Genomic DNA, 17,828 nt, shown 5'->3' on the forward strand with positions numbered 1-17,828 from the left:
CGCGTCATCGGTCCCGACGACCGGACCCACCTCCTCGATCACTCGGGTACGGCCCGACTTGGGCCGACCCGGAAGCGAGGATATCGGGCTGACCGGCTTGTCGCCCGCGACAACCCACTCCGACCAGTCCGGGACGAGTGACGTGGCCGTCGCCCGCTCCTCGGGCCGTTCGGGGCACGCGATCGAACCCATGGACGCTGCCTTTCCACCGGGGGCATGTTCTGACGACCTGTGCAACCCCGCGGGGGCACCGGGCATTCCCGGTCACCGGTCGAGCCACTGGGTGACCGCTCCGGTGATCAGCGCCAGCGTCTGGCCCTGGTCGACGGGCGCCTTCTTGGGGACCTTGAAGGCGTGGGAGGCGTGCGGGACTTCGACCAGGCGGTGGGTGTCCGGGAGCGGCGGGAACTCGGCGGGGGTGCCGAAGGTGTCGGCGCCGCCCTGCACCACCAGGGTGGGCAGGGCGGTGGCCAGGAGTTCCTCGGCGCGGCTCTTCTCCGGCCGGCCCGGCGGGTGCAGCGGGAAGGCGAGCGCCAGCACGCCCGCGGCGCCGAGCCCGGCCGAGGTCCGGCAGGCGACCCGCGCGCCGGCGCTGCGGCCGCCGGCGAAGACCGGCAGGCCCTCCTCCCGCGCGGCGGCGAACTGCGCGGGCCAGCCGGCGTCGAGCGTCGCCGGCGCGGGGGCGAGCTTGCGGCCGGCCACCCGCCAGGGCTGTTCGGCGAGGACCACGGTGACGCCGGCGGCCGGGAGCGCGGCGGCGAGGGTCTGCAGGTCGGGGGCTTCGATCCCGCCGCCGGCGCCGTGGCCGAGCAGGAGGACGGCGCGCGCGTCGGCGGCGCGGAAGTAGTGGAGCCGGGCGTCCCCGGCGGGAGTGGCGATGGTCCGCTGCATGCGCCGAGCCTAGGCAACGGTGCGGGTCAGAACAGCGTGGTGCGGTCGTCCTCGGTGAGTTGCCCGGTCAGGCCGGGGTGGTTGTTGCGGACGCTGCCGACCGCGTCGCCGACCGGGTGGATGCGCAGCGAGCCGGGCGCGGGCGGGGTGAGGTCGGCGCGTTCGGCGGCCGGGTCGAGCCAGGCGTCCCACCGGGTGCGGTCCAGGTAGAGCGGCATCCGCTCGTGGACGGGGGCGAGCAGCGGTTCGGCGGCGGTCGTGACGATGGTGCAGGTGACCAGCCAGGCGTCGGGGTGGTCGGCGGGCAGCTCGCGGTTGCGCCAGAACTCGTAGAGGCCGGCCAGGGCGAGCGGGGCGCCGTCGGCGCGGGAGACGAAGTAGGGCTGCCGGGGCGGGCGGGCCGGGTCGTCGGTGGGGGCGGTCTGCCATTCGTAGTAGCCGTCGACGGGTATCAGGCAGCGCCGCGAGGCGTAGGCCTGCCGGTAGGCGGGCTTCTCGTGGACGGTCTCCGCGCGGGCGTTGATCATCTTCACCGCGGTGTCCGGGCTGCCGGCCCAGGCGGGCACCAGTCCCCAGCGCAGGATGCGCAGTTGGCGCACGGGGCGGCGCTCGCCGCGGGGTGCGCGGTCGAGCACGGCGAAGGTCCGCGCGGTCGGCGCGACGTTCCAGCTGGGCGCGAGCGTCTCGGTCGGGTCCCACTGCTGGACGCCGAAGTGCCCGACCAGGTCGGCCGGGTCGGTGGAGGAGGCGAAGCGACCGCACATGTCGATCAGCTTGCCAGAGCCGCCCGGCGGCCCGGACGGGTCCGGGAGAACCGGCGGCTACCGGCCGCTCGTCCCTCCGTGGGAGGCTGCCCGCGCGGACGCGACTGGATCGGAGGCGGACCGGATGGAACTCGCACAGCTGTGGGACCGGCTGGCCGGCGCTCAGCCGGACCCGCCGCGCTGGCTGGTGCTGGCCGCCGCGGCGGCGGCGCTGCTGGCGGTGGCGCTGCGCCCGGTGTGGCGGCTGAGCCGCACCGCGGTGACCATCGCGCACGAGGGCGGGCACGGCGTGATGGCGCTGCTGACGCGCCGTCGGCTGTCCGGCATCCAACTGCACTCGGACACCTCGGGGCTGACCGTCTCCTCGGGCCGGCCCTCCGGCCCGGGCATGGTGCTGACCGCCGCGGCGGGCTATCCGGCGCCCTCGTTGCTCGGGCTGGGCGGGGCGGCGCTGCTCGCCTCGGGCCGGGTCACCGCGCTGCTGTGGATCGGCATCGCGCTGCTGGCCGGGATGCTGGTGATGCTGCGCAACCTGTTCGGGGTGCTGGCGGTGCTGGCCACCGGCGGGGCGTTCTGGGCGGTGTCCTGGTACGGCGGCGCCGAGTGGCAGGCGGGCTTCGCCTACCTGGGCGTGTGGTTCCTCCTGTTGGCGGGCGTGCGGCCGGTGGTCGAGCTCCAGGCGACCCGGCGGCGCGGGGCCTCCCCGGGGTCGGACGCCGACCAGCTCGCGCACCTGACCCGGGTGCCCGCGGTGCTGTGGGTGACGGTGTTCCTGGTGGTGTCGCTGGCCTGCCTGGCGCTCGGGGGCAGCTGGCTGCTGCCCCGGTAGCCGGGCGGCGCCTCATAGACTTGGCGCCATGACCGACACCCTGTGGCCCGCTCCCCTCGCCACCGCCGCCGTGGACGCGACCGTGACCATCCCCGGCTCGAAGTCCGCGACCAACCGCGCGCTGGTGCTGGCGGCGCTGGCCGACGGCCCGGGCTGGGTGCGCCGACCGCTGCGCAGCCGCGACTCGCAGCTGATGGCGGACGGCCTGCGGGCGCTGGGCGTGACGGTCGAGGAGACGGTGAACGCGGCCTCCGGCGGCACCGGCGGCGGCGAGGCGTGGCGGGTCATCCCGGCCGCCCAGCTGCGCGGCCCGGCCCAGGTGGACGTCGGCAACGCGGGCACCGTGATGCGCTTCCTGCCGCCGCTGGCCACGCTGGCCGACGGCCCGGTGCACTTCGACGGCGACCCGCGCAGCCACGAGCGCCCGCAGCACGGGGTGATCGACGCGCTGCGCACCCTCGGCGCCCGGATCGACGACGGCGGCCGCGGCGGCTTCCCGCTGACCGTGCACGGCACCGGCGCGCTGGACGGCGGCCCGGTGGAGGTGGACGCCTCGTCCTCCTCGCAGTTCATCTCGGCGCTGCTGCTCTCCGGCGCCCGCTTCAACCACGGCGTGGAGATCCGCAACGTCGGCGAGACCGTGCCCTCGCTGCCGCACATCCGGATGACCGTCGACATGATCCGCAAGGCCGGCGGCCAGGTCGACGCGCCGGAGGACGGCGGGGAGAAGGACGTCTGGCGGGTCACCCCGGGCGCGCTGATCGGCCGCGACCTGGTGGTCGAGCCGGACCTGTCGAACGCCGCGCCGTTCTTCGCCGCGGCCCTGGTCACCGGCGGCCGGGTCACCGTCCGGGACTGGCCGCGGCACACCTACCAGCCCGGCGACCAGCTCCGCGAGATCTACACCGCGATGGGCGGCAGCTGCCAGTTCACCGACGAGGGACTGGAGTTCACCGGCACCGGCAAGATCCACGGGATCGAGGTGGACCTGCACGACGTCGGCGAGCTCACCCCGGTGATCGCCGCGGTCGCCGCGCTCGCCGACTCCGAGTCCCACCTGTACGGCATCTCCCACCTGCGGATGCACGAGACCGACCGGCTGGCCGCGCTCGCCACGGAGATCAACGGCCTCGGCGGCGACGTCCGGGAGACCGAGGACGGCCTGCGGATCCGGCCCCGCCCGCTGCACGGCGGCGTCTTCCACACCTACGAGGACCACCGGCTGGCCACCGCCGCCGCCGTGCTGGGCCTGGCCGCCGACGGCGTGCTGGTGGAGAACGTGGCGACCACGGCCAAGACCCTGCCGGACTTCCCGCAGATGTGGGCCGATCTCCTCGGCCAGGGCTGACGGGGGATCACGAGCATGCGCCGCTACGGCAAGGACGCCGACGAGGACGACATCCGCAGCCGCCCGGGCCGCCGGGGCTCCCGCCCCCGCACCCGCATCCGGCCCAAGCACGAGGACGCCGCCGAGGCGATGATCCTCACCGTGGACCGCGGCCGGATCACCTGCCTGGTCGACGGCGGCACCAAGGACGAGCGCCTGGTCACCGCCATGAAGGCCCGCGAACTCGGCCGCAAGGGCGTCGTCGTCGGCGACGTGGTCAACGTGGTCGGCGACCTCACCGGCGACCCGGACACGCTGGCCCGGATCGTCCGGGTCGAGGAGCGCACCTCGGTGCTGCGCCGCACCGCGGACGACGACGACCCGTACGAGCGGATCGTGGTCGCCAACGCCGAGCAGATGGCCATCGTCACCGCCCTCGCCAACCCCGAGCCGCGCCCCCGGCTGATCGACCGCTGCCTGGTCGCCGCGTACGACGCCGGGATGGACCCGCTGCTGGTGCTCACCAAGGCCGACCTGGCCTCCGCCGACGAGCTGCTGGAGTCCTACGCCCCGCTCGGCATCCGCTACGTGGTGACCCGTCACGACGAGCTGGCCACGGCCGGCGCGGAGGCCGTCCGGGAACACCTGCGCGGGCTGACCACCGTCTTCATCGGGCACTCCGGCGTCGGCAAGACCACCCTGGTCAACGCGCTGGTCCCGGACCGGCAGCGGAGCACCGGCCACGTCAACGCCGTCACCGGCCGCGGCCGGCACACCACCGTCTCCGCGCTCGCGCTGCGGCTGCCGCCGCCGCCCGGCGTCAAGCCCGGCTCGAAGAAGGCGCTCGACCCGGGCTGGGTGATCGACACCCCCGGCTTCCGCTCCTTCGGCCTGTCCCACATCGACCCGTCCCGGGTCATCCTCGCCTTCCCCGACCTGGAGCCCGGCACCGCCGACTGCCCGCGCGCCTGCTCGCACGACGAGCCGGACTGCGCACTGGACGCCTGGGTCGCCGAGGGCCACGCCGACCCCGCCCGGCTGTACTCGCTGCGCCGTCTGCTCGCCACCAAGGAGGCGGGCGAGGGCGACTGAGAGTTCACGCGATCACGAGTCGCCCGGGCCCCTGCGCTGGGTAACGATAGGAGGGTCACACCCTCCGATCTGACAGGGAGTCAACCCGATGGCATGGGCCATGGTGATCCTCGCCGGTCTGCTGGAAACGGGCTTCGCGGTCAACCTCAAGCTCAGCGACGGCTTCACCAAGCTCTGGCCCACCATCAGCTTCTGCGTCTTCGCGCTCGGCTCCTTCGGTCTGCTCACCCTGTCCCTGAAGACCCTGCCGGTCGGCAGCGCCTACGCGGTGTGGACCGGCATCGGCGCGGCCGGTACCGCGGTCTACGGGATCGTCTTCCTGGGCGAGTCCTCCTCCACCCTGAAGCTGGTCTCGATCACGCTGGTGATCGCGGGCGTGATCGGCCTCCAACTCAGCGGCTCCGGGCACTGATTCCGCTAGGGTTCGGGCATGGCCGACTACCACGACGATCTCCGACTCGCCCACGTCCTCGCCGACTCGGCCGACTCGGTCACCATGGAGCGCTTCAAGGCGCTGGACCTGAAGATCGAGACCAAGCCCGACCTGACGCCCGTCAGCGACGCCGACAAGGCCGCCGAGGAACTGGTCCGCTCGGTGCTGCAGCGCGCCCGGCCGCGCGACGCGGTGATGGGCGAGGAGTACGGCCTGCAGGGCACCGGCCCGCGCCGCTGGGTGATCGACCCGATCGACGGCACCAAGAACTACGTCCGCGGCGTGCCGGTCTGGGCCACCCTGATCGCCCTGCTCGAGGAGCAGCCGGACGGCGAGCTCCAGCCCGTGGTCGGCATCGTCTCGGCGCCCGCGATCAGCCGCCGCTGGTGGGCCGCGAAGGGGCTCGGCGCGTACGCCGGGCGCAGCCTCGCCAAGGCCCAGCGGATCCACGTCTCCAAGGTCTCCCGGCTCGCCGACGCCTCGCTCTCCTACTCCTCCCTCACCGGCTGGGAGGAGCGCGCCCGGCTCGACGCCTTCCTCGACCTCACCCGCCAGTGCTGGCGCACCCGCGCCTACGGCGACTTCTGGTCCTACATGATGGTCGCCGAGGGCGCGGTCGACATCGCCGCCGAACCCGAGCTCTCCCTCTGGGACATGGCCGCCCCCTGCATCGTCGTCCAGGAGGCCGGCGGCCGCTTCACCGGCCTCGACGGCATCGACGGCCCCGGCGGCGCGGACGCGGTGGCCTCCAACGGGATCCTCCACGAGGCGACGCTGCGCGCACTGACGGTGTGAACCGTCAGGGGCGCGGGGAACTGCGCGAAGCGGAAGGCACACGCCGGAAAGATCGCGCCGAAGAGGTCCAGTTGCACGTGGACGCGACCCCACGACCTGTCAGGCGCTGAGCTCGGCGTCCAGCGCCCCCAGCAGCCGCCCCGCGCGCTCCGCGACCTCGGCCGGGCCGTACTCGGCGGCGCGCTTGCACCAGTTCTCCGCCTGGACGGCCTCGCCGCGGCGCAGGGCCAGGAGGGCGAGCCGCAGGGCGGCGCGGCCGTGGCCGGCGTCGGCGGCGCGGGTGTACCAGAGCATGGCCTCGGCCTCGCTGTCCTGACGGGCCAGCAGCAGGCCGAGGTTGAACGCGGCGCTGCGGCTCCCGCCCTCCGCCGCGCGGCGGTACCAGCTCTCGGCGATCTGCAGCGCCCCGCGTTCGGCAGCCCGCACGCCCATCCGGACCTGGGCGCGGCGGTGCCCGGCGTCGGCCGCGACGGCGTACCAGTGCTCGGCCTCGGCGTCCGCGTCGCCGCGCCGGTCGAGCAGCGAGGCGAGCCGGAACGCGCCCTCCGCGGAGCCGCCGTCCGCGGCCTGCCGGTAGCGGTCGAGCGCGCCGACCAGGTTGCCGCGCTGCTCCTGGACGACCGCGAGCTGCAGGGCGGCCTCGCCGTGGCCCTCGGCGGCGGCGCGGGCGTACCACTCCTGGGCCTGGCGGTGTTCGCCGCGGCCGGCGTGCAGGACGCCGAGGTTGAAGGCGCCGTCGACGGAGCCCGCCTCGGCGGCCTTGGAGAACCAGGGTTCGGCGCCGGACTCGTCGCCGCGCTGGAGCAGCATGACGGCGAGCGCGTTGCAGGCCTCCCGGTGGCCGGCGTAGGCGGCGCGCCGGTACCACTGCTCGGCCTGCGCCTCGCGGCCGGCGCCGGCGCACAGCAGGCCGAGGTTGAAGGCTCCGTTGTGGTCGCCCGCGTCCAGGGCGACGCGGTACCAGCGCTCGGCGACGGCGTTCTCGCCGCGGCCGGCGTGCAGCGCGCCGAGGGCGTTGGCGGCGGTGCCGTCGCCGGCCTCGGCGGCCTCCTGCCACCATTCGGCGGCCGCGGCGAGGTCGCCGGCGTCGCGCAGCAGGAAGCCGAGGGCGCAGGCGGCGCGGGGTTCGCCGTTCTGCGCGGACTGCCGGTACCAGCGGGCGGCCTCGTCGAGGTCGCCGCGCTCCTCCAGCAGCACGCCGAGCCGCAGCGCGGCGCGCGGGTGGCTGCGGGCGGCGGCGGTGCGGTACCAGGTCTCGGCGGTGTCCTTGTCGCCGGCGGCCTCGCGCATCCGGGCGAGCCGGTAGCCGGCCTCGCGGTGGCCGGAGTCGGCGGCGGTCTTGAACCAGCGCTCGGCGCGGACGTCGCGGCGGTGCTCCATCAGGTCGCCGAGGGCGTATGCGCCGAGCGGGTGGCCGTGTTCGGCGGCGAAGTGCAGCCAGTACTCGGCGGCTTCCTCCTCGCCCTGGTCGCGCAGTTGCAGGCCGAGCGCGTGGGCGGCGGGGGCGGAGCCGGCCACGGCGGCCTGCCGCCACCACTGGGCGGCCTCGGTGCGGTGGCCCTGCTGGTGCAGCAGCACGCCGAGGTTGTTGGCGGCGGCGCGCAGCCCGGCGGCGGCGGCGCTGCGCAGGTACGGTTCGGCGTCCGCCAGGTCGCCGCGACGCAGCAGCAGGGCGCCGAGCTGGCTGGCGGCGTTGGCGTCGCCGGCATCGGCGGAGCCGCGGTGGCGGGCTTCCAGGGCGGCCTGCTCGCGGGCGGCCAGGGCGGTCTCGAAGTCGGCGCCGTCGTCGGGCGCGACGATCTCCCGGGCGGCGTGCGCGACCTGGTCGGCCGTCAGGTGGACCAGGCTCTCCGGGCCGTACCCGGTCACGACGGTTTCGCCGCCCGCGGTGGTGCGCTGTCCGGGCAGCGTGCTGTGCGACTCGGTGCCCAGCGACTCGTCGGTGGTGTGGACGCCGGTGTCGGTGTCCGTGGTGCTGCGAGCCGCCAGTCCTTCTCCCGTCCCGTTCCTGCCGATGAGCTTCATGCCGACTCCCGCTCCCCCCGAGTGTCGCGGCATTCGCCTCGGGCCTTCGGCCAGAGGTATTCCCCCCAGGGGGTGCGGCGGACCCTACGGCCCGTCAGAAGCCGTGGTGCGTCCCCCGTGTGGTCCATCGTCGCATCACCCGCAACCCGCTTACACCTGCTCCGTCCGTTTTGGCGGAGCGGGGCCGTAGCCCGGCGAGATTGCTTCGGCGCTTTGTCGATTTCCCGACACCCGGGCCCCACAAACCCCGGCCATGCATCGTACCGGAGTCGATCAACTCCGCGCGCCCGCAAGGGCGAAGGCCCGGAGGAACGATTCCTCCGGGCCTTCCTTAGAGGGTTCTTGACGGAGCCTCAGCTCACGCTGAAGTCGTCGGCCTGGTAGGCCCCCTGCGCGTACCAACCGTGCACCCAGACGGTCACCGAGGTGACCGAGGCCCCGGTGGTGAACTTGGTGGACAGCTGGCTCCACGCGCTCCCGCTGGTCCAGGTCGAGCTGTCCGCCCCGGAACCGGTGACGCCCAGGTAGGTGTAGTTGCCCTTGACCCAGGCGGAGAGCGTGTACGCGGTGTTCGGCTTGACCGTGATGGTCTGCGAGCACTGCGCGGTGTCACTGGCGCTGGGCGTGCCCTGCAGCGCGTACGCGCCGGTGTGCCCGCCGCTGACCACGTTGCCGCCGCCCGCGGTGCAGGTCCACGGGGAGAGCGAGCCGCTCTCGAAGCCCGCGTTGGCCACCACGCCGCCGCCGGGGCCGGTCGGCGAGCCGGACGGGCTGGTCGAGGTCGACGGGCTGCTCGACGTGGAGGGCGAGGAGGACGGCGAGGTGCTGGTGGACGGCGACGGCGACGTGCTGTGCGACGGCGAGGTGCTGACCGACGGTGAGGTGCTGACCGAGGGCGAGCTGGACGGCGCCGGGCAGGAGGCCGCCGAGCCGCCGGTGGCGGTCATCAGCGGGTTCAGCAGCGCCGCGTTCGGGTCGTCGTAGAGCGAGAAGACGAACGAGCCGCCGAGGCCGTTGCAGTGCAGGTAGTCGGCCTTGGCCTGGATCGACCGGGCGTTCTCGCCGGACCAGAAGTTGGTGCCGTCGTAGAAGTACGCGGCCTTCGCGGCGTCGTCCCAGTAGGTGTCGGCGGCGTTGTCGACGATGCCGCCCAGCTCCTTGTACATCCGCACGCCCGCGACGTTGCCGGAGTTCGGCGCGCCCTGGGCCGGTCCGCTGGCGGTCTGGTACAGCCCGTGGTTGGCGCCGGCCGCGACGCCCGTCCAGCCCCGGTAGTACAGCGGGACACCGAGGTTGAGCTTGTTGGCCGGGAAGCCGCCGGGGATGCCGTACGCAGGGTCGCCGACCGTCCAGGCCCGGATCGCCTCGTCGATCGAGTACTTGGCGGTGCCCGGCGGGATGGCGTTCGACGGGTCGGCCGGGTTCTGGTAGATCGGCGACTGGTGGTTGGTCGGCCCCGTAGGCTCCCAACCGCCGTGCATGTCGTAGGTCATCGGGTCGGCGAAGGTCAGGTACTGGCCGATCTTGTCGGTCTCGATCGACTTGATCTTGTCCTGGCCGGCCGGCACCGCCGCGGTCAGCGCGTAGCTCTTGCCGTCCGCCGCGCCCTGGGTGTTGAGCTCGCTGCGGAACTCGGCGAGCAGCGCGGTGAAGTTCTGCTTGTCGTTCGGCGAGGAGTGGTTGCCGGTGTGGCCGCCGCCGCCCGGGTACTCCCAGTCGATGTCGAAGCCGTCGAAGATGCCCTTGCCGGTGCCGGCGCCACCGTAGCCGCCCTGCGCGGGCAGGTTGCCCTTGATGAACATGTCGACGCAGGAGGAGACCAGCTTCTTGCGCGAGGCGTCGGTGGCCGCCGCGTCCGAGAAGTACTTGGAGTAGGTCCAACCGCCGATCGACAGCAGGACCTTGAGCTTCGGGTACTTCGCCTTCAGCTCCTGGAGCTGGTGGAAGTTGCCGGCGATCGGCTGGTTCCAGGTGTCGGTGGAGTTGTCGACGCTCTGCCCGTTGGCGAAGGTCTTCGCGTAGTCGGCGTAGTAGTCGCCCGCGCCGTCGCCCGCGTTCGGGTTGTTCTCGTCCTGCGAGGCCGCCGAGTTGGCCTCGAAACAGGTCAGGTTGGTCGGGTCGATGTTGGCGAAGTCGTAGAGCAGGTAGTCGAGCTTCGACGCCATCCCGGACGTGTCGACGTTCTTCACGAAGTACGCGTTCTGGTAGATCGACCACTGGTCGAAGTAGGCGACCTTGAGGCCGCCGCTGGTGGCGGGCGCGCCGGTGGTGTTGGCCGGGCCGGCGCTGGCGCTCGGGGCCCCGAGCAACGACATCGCCGCGGAGAGCAGGGTGGCGGCCGCGGCCGATACGGCCCAGGCCCTTCTGCTGTTTCGGTGCATGCTGGTGTGCCTCTCCTGTCACGTGGGGATGCAGGAACACCGTCCGTCACCCGGTCGGGGAGAGCTCCAGACGGAACCGAGGAAACGATCAATTCCCTGTGCTGGCATGCGAGTTGCAACCCGATGGACGGACGGTGGGGGCCACCCGTCGTGGGCATGACCCAGATTGGACTGGACCATATGGGGTGTCAATCGACCCGTACCCCAAGGAATGGCAAAGGCCCGGAGACCTGAGTCTCCGGGCCTTTCGCTACTGAGTAGCGGGGACAGGATTTGAACCTGCGACCTCTGGGTTATGAGCCCAGCGAGCTACCGAGCTGCTCCACCCCGCGTCGGTGAGACAACAGTAGCACGGTCGCGGGGCGGCCCGACAATCGGTTGCCGCAGCTCAGCCCCCGGATGCCTTCTTCTGGGCGGCCGCCGCGTCGTTCAGCGCCTTCTGCAGCGCCTGCTGGGACTGGCCGTACGCCGCCCAGTCGCCGTTCTTCAACGCGTTCTGCCCGTCGGTGAAGGCCTTCTGAGCGTCCGCCAGCGCCTTCTGCAGGTCCGGGTTGGCCGGGGTGGTCGGCGTGGTGGGCGTCGTCGGCGTGGTGGGCGTGGTGGTGCCCGGGTTGCTCGGCTCGACCGGGGTGGTGGCCCCGGTGGAGGCACCGCCGAGCACCTTGGCCAGCGCGGCGTCCAGGGTGTCCTCCAGCGCCACGTTGTGGTCGCCGTACACCGCCAGCACCTTCTTCAGCACCGGCACCTTGGCACCGCGGGCCACCAGGTAGACCGGTTCGACGTTGAGGAAGCCGCCGCCGACCGGCAGGGTCAGCAGGTTGCCGTACTCCACCTGGGAGTCGGTGCCGTTGCGCAGCAGGGTGAGCTGCGAGGCCACCGACTGGTCGGAGTTGAACTTGGCCTGGGTGAGCGCCGGTCCGAGCGCGCCCGAGCCGGCCGGCACCTTGAGCAGCCGGATCTTCCCGTAGTCCGCCCCGGGGTCGGCGTCCACCGCCATGAAGGCGGCCAGGTTGGCGCGGCCGGAGGGCACGAAGGAGGTGGTCAGCGAGAAGCTGGCGTCCTGGGCGTCGGGCATCCGCAGCGTCAGGTAGTACGGCGGCTGCACCTCACCGGAGTTGACCGTCGGGTCGGTGGGCACCTGCCAGATGTCGGTGCCGTTGAAGAACGCCGTGGCGTCCGTCATGTGGTACATCCCGAGCAGGTCGCGCTGCACCTTGAACAGGTCCTGTGGGTAGCGCAGGTGCGGCAGCAGCCCGGACGGGATGTCCGCCTTCGCCTTCACCGTGCCGGGGAACGCCTTCATCCAGGTCTTCAGCACCGGGTCCGACTCGTCCCACTGGTAGAGCGTCACCTCGCCGGTGTACGCGTCCACCGTGGCCTTGACCGAGTTGCGGATGTAGTTGACCTGGTTGACGGCGCTCAGGATGCGGCCGCGCTGGTCGGTCAGCGAGTCCTTGGTGGCGTCGCCGAGCACCGTCTTCGAGGAGAACGGGAACCCGTCCGAGGTGGTGTAGCCGTCCAGCACCCACACCACGCGGCCGCCCTCGACCACCGGGTACGGGTCGGCGTCGATCGACAGCCACGGCGCGACCTTCTCCACCCGCTCCTTGGGGGTGCGGTCGTAGAGGATCCGCGCGCCGTCCTTGATCGCCCCGGAGTAGAGGATCTGCGGCTCGCCGAACTTCACCGCGTACGCGGCCCGGGTCAGCGGGTTGCCCAGTGCGACGCCGCTGCCGCCGGTGTACTGGGTGGTCTGGTCCGCACTGGAGTCCGAGGTGTAGTCGATCTCCTTCATGTCGGTACCGCCGACGATGGAGTACCCGGAGGTCTTCTCGCCGTAGTAAACCCGCTGCTGGTAGTCGCCGAACGCGCCGGTGGTCGGCAGCGACTGCTCGGTGTAGACCGGGTTGCCGTTGGCGTCCACCTGGTTGCCCTTGGCGGCCACCACGCCGTAGCCGTGGGTGTACTTGAAGTGGTCGTTGATGAAGTTGCGCTGCTGCACCCCGCTGAGGTCGAGCTCGCGCACCCCGAGCACGGTGTCCTGCTTGCCGTACCGGTCCACGTCCAGGGTCTTCGGGAACGCGTAGTACTGGCGCAGCGCCTGGTTCTGCTGGAAGGTCGGCGAGACCACGTTCGGGTCCAGCAGCCGGATGTCGGCGATGGTCTGCGCGTCCTGCTTCAGCGCGTCCGCGTTGGTGGAGTCGGTCGGCGTGTACTGCTGCGCGTCGCTGTCCGCGATGCCGTACGCCTGCCGCGTCGCGTCGATGTTCTGCTGGATGTACGGCGTCTCCTTGGCCTGCTCGTTCGGCTTGACCTGGAACTGCTGCACGATCGCCGGGTACACCCCGCCGATCAGCACCGCCGACAGCGCCATCAGCCCGAAGCCGATCAGCGCGGGCGCCCAGGTCCGCCGGATCGGGGTCAGGAAGAACAGCAGCGCGCAGATGATCGCCACGAAGAACAGGATGGTCTTGGCCGGCAGGAACGCGTTGGCGTCCACGTAGCGCAGCCCGGTCCAGCCGTCGACCTGCTTGTACGACTCGCTCTTCACCGCCAGCGCGTACCGGTCCAGCCAGTACGCCACCGCCTTCAGCAGCACGAACACGCCGAGCAGCACCGCCAGGTGCCCCTGCGCCCCGGAGCTGGCCCGCCGCCCGGGCCCCTGCAGCCGCAGCCCGCCGTACAGGTAGTGCACCAGCACCGAGGCCAGCAGCGAGACGATCACCGCGCTGAACGCGAAGCCCAGCAGGAACTCGTACCAGGGCAGCTTGAACGCGTAGTAGGAGACGTCCAGGTGGAACTGACTGTCCTTCACCCCGAAGGACGTCCCGTTGACCCAGAGCATCCAGGTCCGCCACTGCCCGGCGGCGGCCGCGCCGGCCACCAGGCCGATCAGCAGCGACACCCCGATCAGCAGCCACCGGCGGAACGGGGCGACGCCCATCCGGTAGCGGTCCAGGCTCTGCTGCTCCACCGACATCGCGGCCAGCGGCGGCCGCAGCCGGTACGCCAGCCACAGGTTGAAGCCGACCACCAGCGCCATCAGCAGCCCGAAGACCGCGAACAGCCCGGCCTTGGTCCACAGCTGGCCGCTGAAGACCGAGCCGTACCGGACCGACCGGAACCACAGCCAGTCCGTCCACACCCCGGAGAACAACGCGAACGCCAGGAACAGCGCCGCCACCACGCCGACGGTCAGCAGCAGCACCTTGGCCCGGCGCGACGGCGGCCCGACTCTCGCACGGAAGGCCGGGCCCGGTCGGTCCGGCATCTGGAAGGTCAAGGCGCCACCTCTAGCTGTGTCGTCAGGGTCGATGTCTCCCATGCAACTTAATCGGTCTTTACCGGAGTTCCCGAGCAATGCGTCGGAGTTGGAGAGCGGCCCCCGCGGCGTGTGAGGATGGGTGCATGTCCGACGCCCCAGACCTCCCCGCCGCCTCCGGCCTGCCCGCCGCCACCCCGCTCACCCGGGCCGCCCTGGAGATCGACGAGCACGCCGCCACCCTCGGCTGGGACCTCCCCGCCCGGCTGTTCGCGCTGGTCGACAACGCCCAGATGCGCAAGGCCAACCCCCGGCTCGCCAAGCAGCTCGGCCTGGACGAGAACCCGACCGGCCTGACCCCGGTCGAGCAGGAGGAGCTGCCCCCGGGCATGGAGCTCGACCGCTTCCTGGGCACCATCGCCTGGCCGGACGGCGTGGTCGGCTGCGCCCTGGTGATCGAGCGGCTGATGCTCCCGCCCGGCGCCGAGGCCTCCCGCCCGAAGAACGCCGGCGAGCAGGAGATCAACGACTGGGTGGCCAACCACCCGCAGCGCCAGGAGGTCCGGATCACCGCCGCCGTGCTGCGCGACGGCTCCAAGGAGACCGCCCTGCGCCTGCGCGAGAAGGACGTCGCCCGCGAGGTCCTCACCGGTCCCGATCTGGTCCCGAACCTCACCGACGCGCTGCTGGCGACCTTCTCCTGACCCTCCCGCGGTCCGGCCGCCGGGCTGCTACTTCGAGCAGCTCGGCAGCGCGGCCCTGTCGCCCGCCCGGATGGCGTCGAGCGCCTTCACCGCGCCGTCCAGGGTGTCGACCTTGACCAGGGTCAGCCCGGACGGGGTGCCCTTGGTCGCCTCGGAGCAGTTGTCGGACGGGGTGAAGAAGTACTCGGCGCCCTTGTCCCGGGCGGCGATCAGCTTCATCTGGATGCCGCCGATCGGACCGACCGTGCCGTCGTCGTCGATGGTCCCGGTGCCCGCCACGAACTTGCCGCCGGTCAGGTCGGTCGGGGTCAGCTTGTCCACGATGCCGAGCGCGAACATCAGGCCCGCGCTGGGGCCGCCGACGTCCTGCAGCCCGATGTCGATCTTGAACGGGTAGACGTGGTCGACACCGGGCGTGATGCCGACGATCGCCCGGTCCTCGTTCGGCGCCTTGCCGGTGACGATCGGGACCTGCACCTGGTCCGCCGGGTTCGGCGTCGGGCCGGCCTTGGCGTGCGGCACCACGGTGAAGACCGCGGTCTCGCCCGGCTTGTGCTTCACCACCTGCTCGGCCACGCCGGCCCGGGTGGTGATCGGGGTGCCGTCGACCGCCACGATCTGGTCGCCCGCGTGCAGCTTGCCCTCGGCGGGACCGCCGGAGACCACCGAGGAGACGATGATCTCGGTGCCGACCGGGATCTTCAGCTCGTTCAGCGCGGCGGTCTTGGCGCTGTCCTCGGAGGAGGCGAACTCCTCCGCGTTCTGCTGCTGGGCCTCCTGGTCGGTCTGGCCCTTCGGGTAGACGTTGTCGTGCGGCACCACCAGCACGTCGTCGCGCATCCACCCGACCACCGCCGCCACCAGGCTGGGCTCGTACTTGGCCCCGGTGACCTGCACCGTGGTCATGTTGAGGTGCCCGGAGGTCGGGTACGTCTCGTGCCCGGTGATGGTGATCACCGGGTCGCCGGTCTTGTCCTGCACGCCGAGCGTGTTGTAGGTCGGCCCCGGGCTCATCTCGGTGTACGGCACCTTCATCAGGACCGAGACGCAGAGCAGGCCTATCAGCAGCAGGGTGGCGGCGAGCATGGTCGCCGAACGGCGTGGCATGCCACGACAGTACGTGAAGGCGGGGCCGGGGTGTACTGCCGGTCCCGGCCCCGAGCGGCTGATCGGCGGCCGGGAATCACTCCCCGTCGGCGCGGCCGCCGCCGGTACTCCGCTCCATCGCGGCCCGGAACCGCTCGTGCTCGGCGAGTGAACTCGGATCGGTGGTGGCCCGCGGCGGCCGGGCCGCCCACCCGGCCCAGACCATGGCCAGCAGTCCGGCCACCACAGGAATGATCAACCAGGCGAGCGCAGCCATCTTCGAACTCCCCACACAGGCTCGTCGTGTCTATGAGCAGATTAACCGCCTGTATGGGCAACGGCGCGAACGGTGTCCGGGTTACGGGTCCAGCGTGGCGCTCACCGTCACGAGGTACCACCGAACGGGTGTCGGGGCAGCCCGGCGCGGCGGGCGGGAGCGACGGCGGGCGGAGGTCAGCAGGAGCCCGCGCCGACCCACTCCTCCTCGCCGTCGGTGAAGATCTGGTGCTTCCAGATCGGCACCTCGTGCTTGAGGTCGTCGATCAGCCGGCGGGCGGCCGCGAAGGCCTCGCCGCGGTGCGGGCAGGAGACCGCGACGATCACCGCGGCGTCCCCGATCTCCAGCCGGCCGGTGCGGTGCACCGCGGCCAGCGCGCGGACCGGGAAGTCGGCGCAGATCTTCTCGGCGATCCGGCGCAGCTCCCGCTCGGCGGTCGGGTGGGCGCTGTACTCCAGCGCGGCCACCGACTTGCCGCCGTCGTGGTCGCGCACGGTGCCGACGAACAGGGTGGTGCCGCCCGCCGCGTCGTCGCCGACCGCGGCGTGCACCTCGTCCAGCGAGAGCGGGGTCTCGCGGATGGCGAGCAGGCGGATCGGGTCGTGGTTCTCGGACATGGCACCATCATTCCGCATCGGGTCCCGGACCGGGCAACAGCTTTCGCATCACGATGCGGTAATTCCGCGATACGAAAATCAGAAGGTCGGTTCGGCCGGTCAGATCCGGCGGTGCTTGCGGGCCCGCCGCACCAGCGCCGCGGTACCGATCAGCGCCACCGTGGCCCCGGCCGCGCCCAGGCTGGTGGCGGCCTCCTTGCCGCCGAGCCGCCGCCCGGCCACCGCGTGCTTGCCGGACACCTGGGCGAGCAGCTCGGCCAGCACGTCCTCGTTGGTGTACGCGGGACGCCAGCCCGCCTCGTGCAGCCGACTGCCGGAGACCACCCACGGGTACATGGTGTACGCCAGGTCGCCGGCCGGGGCCGGGGTCAGGCCGAGCCGGTGCAGCCGGGCCGCGGTGCCCAGGGCGAGCGCCGCGGGCAGCTCCATCCGCCGGATCCCGGACAGCTCCTCGACGTCCTCCTGCTCCAGCCAGCCGTCGCAGCCGACCGTCACCTCGCCCTCGACCAGGCCGAGCGCCGCGTACTCCAGCGCCGAGGCCAGGTCGTCCAGGTGACAGAACTGCCAGCACGGGCGGGAGCCGGCCACCACCAGCAGCCGGGGCGCCTCGAAGTGCCGGGTGAGCACGGTGTCGATGCCGGGGCCGACCACCACGGCCGGGCGCAGCACGGTGATCTGCAGCCCCGGGTGGGTGCGCGGGGCGCGCCGGGCCAGCCGCTCGATCTCCAGCAGGTCGCCGACCAGCGAGGCCTCCTCGGTGGCCCGCAGCTCGGAGTCCTCGGCCAGCGGGACCTCGTTGTCGGCCAGCGCGCCGTAGACCATCGCGGAGGTGCACAGCACCACGCGGTGCACCCCGGCGGCAGCGGCGGCGGTCACCACGGTCTGCGCGCCCCGCACGTTGTACGCGCTGCGGGCCCGCGGGTCGGACTCCATGCCGAGGTCCATCGCCAGGTGCACCACCACGTCCACCCCGGCGAGCCGTTCGGCCACCGCCGGATCGCGGACGTCCAGCACCCGCCAGTGCACTCCGGGCACCTCGCCGCGGCGGTCGTCCACCGCCAGCACCTTGCGCACGTGCGGGGAGGCGACCAGCCGGGCGGCGACCCGCTCGCCCAGCACGCCCGCCGCGCCCGTGACGGCCACGATCAGCGGTTTGCCGCCGTAGGCTGGAGACGGCGACCCGGCGTCGGCCGGCGCGTCCTCGCCCTCGGTCAGCCCAGAGCGAACGTCCGAAGGCGGGGAACTCACCGGCCATCCTCCACGGTTAGCTTATGTGCGTACGTACGAGTGTCACGCACGGTCCATCCTGCCCGAGGCTCAGCCCAAGCGGTGCACCCGGCGCGGT

General features: G+C 72.5%; 15 protein-coding genes and 1 tRNA gene. 6 read left to right on the top strand and 10 right to left on the bottom strand.

The genetic code is table 11. From position 1 onward, the window contains the following. Positions 1 to 264 precede the first annotated feature (264 nt). Together AB0K51_RS03645 and AB0K51_RS03650 are read right to left on the bottom strand one after the other, a co-directional pair. Entirely contained in the window at positions 265 to 891 is a 627-nt protein-coding gene (locus tag AB0K51_RS03645; RefSeq protein WP_363450081.1) for an alpha/beta family hydrolase, read from the bottom strand. A gap of 26 nt (positions 892 to 917) precedes the next feature. Further along, positions 918 to 1,655: an SOS response-associated peptidase gene (locus tag AB0K51_RS03650; RefSeq protein ID WP_363450083.1), complete on the bottom strand. Its 738-nt coding sequence runs from the start codon at positions 1,653 to 1,655 to the stop codon at positions 918 to 920. Between the two features lie 124 nt (positions 1,656 to 1,779). Between AB0K51_RS03650 and AB0K51_RS03655 the strand changes: the two genes are divergently transcribed. From AB0K51_RS03655 to hisN, 5 genes are all read left to right on the top strand, one after another. Next, positions 1,780 to 2,484 (top strand): M50 family metallopeptidase, encoded by a 705-nt coding sequence (locus AB0K51_RS03655; protein ID WP_363450085.1) that lies wholly within the window; start codon positions 1,780 to 1,782, stop codon positions 2,482 to 2,484. A gap of 28 nt (positions 2,485 to 2,512) precedes the next feature. Further along, the gene (gene aroA, locus AB0K51_RS03660; protein ID WP_363450086.1) at positions 2,513 to 3,832 is read left to right on the top strand and encodes a 3-phosphoshikimate 1-carboxyvinyltransferase; all 1,320 of its coding nucleotides are present in this window, start codon (positions 2,513 to 2,515) and stop codon (positions 3,830 to 3,832) included. Between the two features lie 15 nt (positions 3,833 to 3,847). Then, a complete protein-coding gene (gene rsgA, locus AB0K51_RS03665) occupies positions 3,848 to 4,903 on the top strand; it encodes a ribosome small subunit-dependent GTPase A (RefSeq protein WP_363450088.1) in 1,056 nt (351 codons plus the stop codon). A gap of 88 nt (positions 4,904 to 4,991) precedes the next feature. After that, positions 4,992 to 5,315 carry a multidrug efflux SMR transporter gene (locus tag AB0K51_RS03670; protein WP_363450090.1) on the top strand — a complete coding sequence of 108 codons (324 nt, stop codon included), beginning with the start codon at positions 4,992 to 4,994 and terminating at the stop codon, positions 5,313 to 5,315. A gap of 18 nt (positions 5,316 to 5,333) precedes the next feature. Next, complete coding sequence (hisN, locus tag AB0K51_RS03675) at positions 5,334 to 6,131, top strand: histidinol-phosphatase (RefSeq protein ID WP_363450092.1); 798 nt, start codon at positions 5,334 to 5,336, stop codon at positions 6,129 to 6,131. A gap of 99 nt (positions 6,132 to 6,230) precedes the next feature. Here the strand turns inward: hisN and AB0K51_RS03680 are convergent, their stop codons facing one another. The 4 genes from AB0K51_RS03680 to AB0K51_RS03695 form a co-directional block, all read right to left on the bottom strand. Further along, entirely contained in the window at positions 6,231 to 8,156 is a 1,926-nt protein-coding gene (locus AB0K51_RS03680) for a tetratricopeptide repeat protein (RefSeq protein WP_363450093.1), read from the bottom strand. 353 nt (positions 8,157 to 8,509) lie between these two features. Beyond that, on the bottom strand, positions 8,510 to 10,537 hold the full coding sequence (locus AB0K51_RS03685) for a glycosyl hydrolase family 18 protein (RefSeq protein WP_363450095.1): 2,028 nt from the start codon (positions 10,535 to 10,537) through the stop codon (positions 8,510 to 8,512). Positions 10,538 to 10,795: 258 nt separating this feature from the next. Beyond that, positions 10,796 to 10,869 (bottom strand) — tRNA-Met (locus tag AB0K51_RS03690). A 56-nt stretch (positions 10,870 to 10,925) separates the two neighbouring features. Next, the gene (locus tag AB0K51_RS03695) at positions 10,926 to 13,808 is read right to left on the bottom strand and encodes a UPF0182 family protein (protein WP_363450269.1); all 2,883 of its coding nucleotides are present in this window, start codon (positions 13,806 to 13,808) and stop codon (positions 10,926 to 10,928) included. A gap of 137 nt (positions 13,809 to 13,945) precedes the next feature. Between AB0K51_RS03695 and AB0K51_RS03700 the strand changes: the two genes are divergently transcribed. Further along, positions 13,946 to 14,503 carry a PPA1309 family protein gene (locus AB0K51_RS03700; protein ID WP_363450097.1) on the top strand — a complete coding sequence of 186 codons (558 nt, stop codon included), beginning with the start codon at positions 13,946 to 13,948 and terminating at the stop codon, positions 14,501 to 14,503. Positions 14,504 to 14,530: 27 nt separating this feature from the next. Here the strand turns inward: AB0K51_RS03700 and AB0K51_RS03705 are convergent, their stop codons facing one another. The 4 genes from AB0K51_RS03705 to AB0K51_RS03720 form a co-directional block, all read right to left on the bottom strand. Beyond that, complete coding sequence (locus AB0K51_RS03705; protein ID WP_363450099.1) at positions 14,531 to 15,610, bottom strand: PDZ domain-containing protein; 1,080 nt, start codon at positions 15,608 to 15,610, stop codon at positions 14,531 to 14,533. 76 nt (positions 15,611 to 15,686) lie between these two features. Next, on the bottom strand, positions 15,687 to 15,866 hold the full coding sequence (locus AB0K51_RS03710) for a hypothetical protein (protein ID WP_363450101.1): 180 nt from the start codon (positions 15,864 to 15,866) through the stop codon (positions 15,687 to 15,689). A gap of 176 nt (positions 15,867 to 16,042) precedes the next feature. Further along, positions 16,043 to 16,483 (bottom strand): molybdenum cofactor biosynthesis protein MoaE, encoded by a 441-nt coding sequence (locus tag AB0K51_RS03715; protein ID WP_363450103.1) that lies wholly within the window; start codon positions 16,481 to 16,483, stop codon positions 16,043 to 16,045. A gap of 99 nt (positions 16,484 to 16,582) precedes the next feature. After that, on the bottom strand, positions 16,583 to 17,632 hold the full coding sequence (locus AB0K51_RS03720; RefSeq protein WP_363450271.1) for an NAD-dependent epimerase/dehydratase family protein: 1,050 nt from the start codon (positions 17,630 to 17,632) through the stop codon (positions 16,583 to 16,585). Positions 17,633 to 17,828 lie beyond the last annotated feature (196 nt).

This window comes from Kitasatospora sp. NPDC049285 (assembly GCF_040678815.1).
Lineage (GTDB): Bacteria > Actinomycetota > Actinomycetes > Streptomycetales > Streptomycetaceae > Kitasatospora.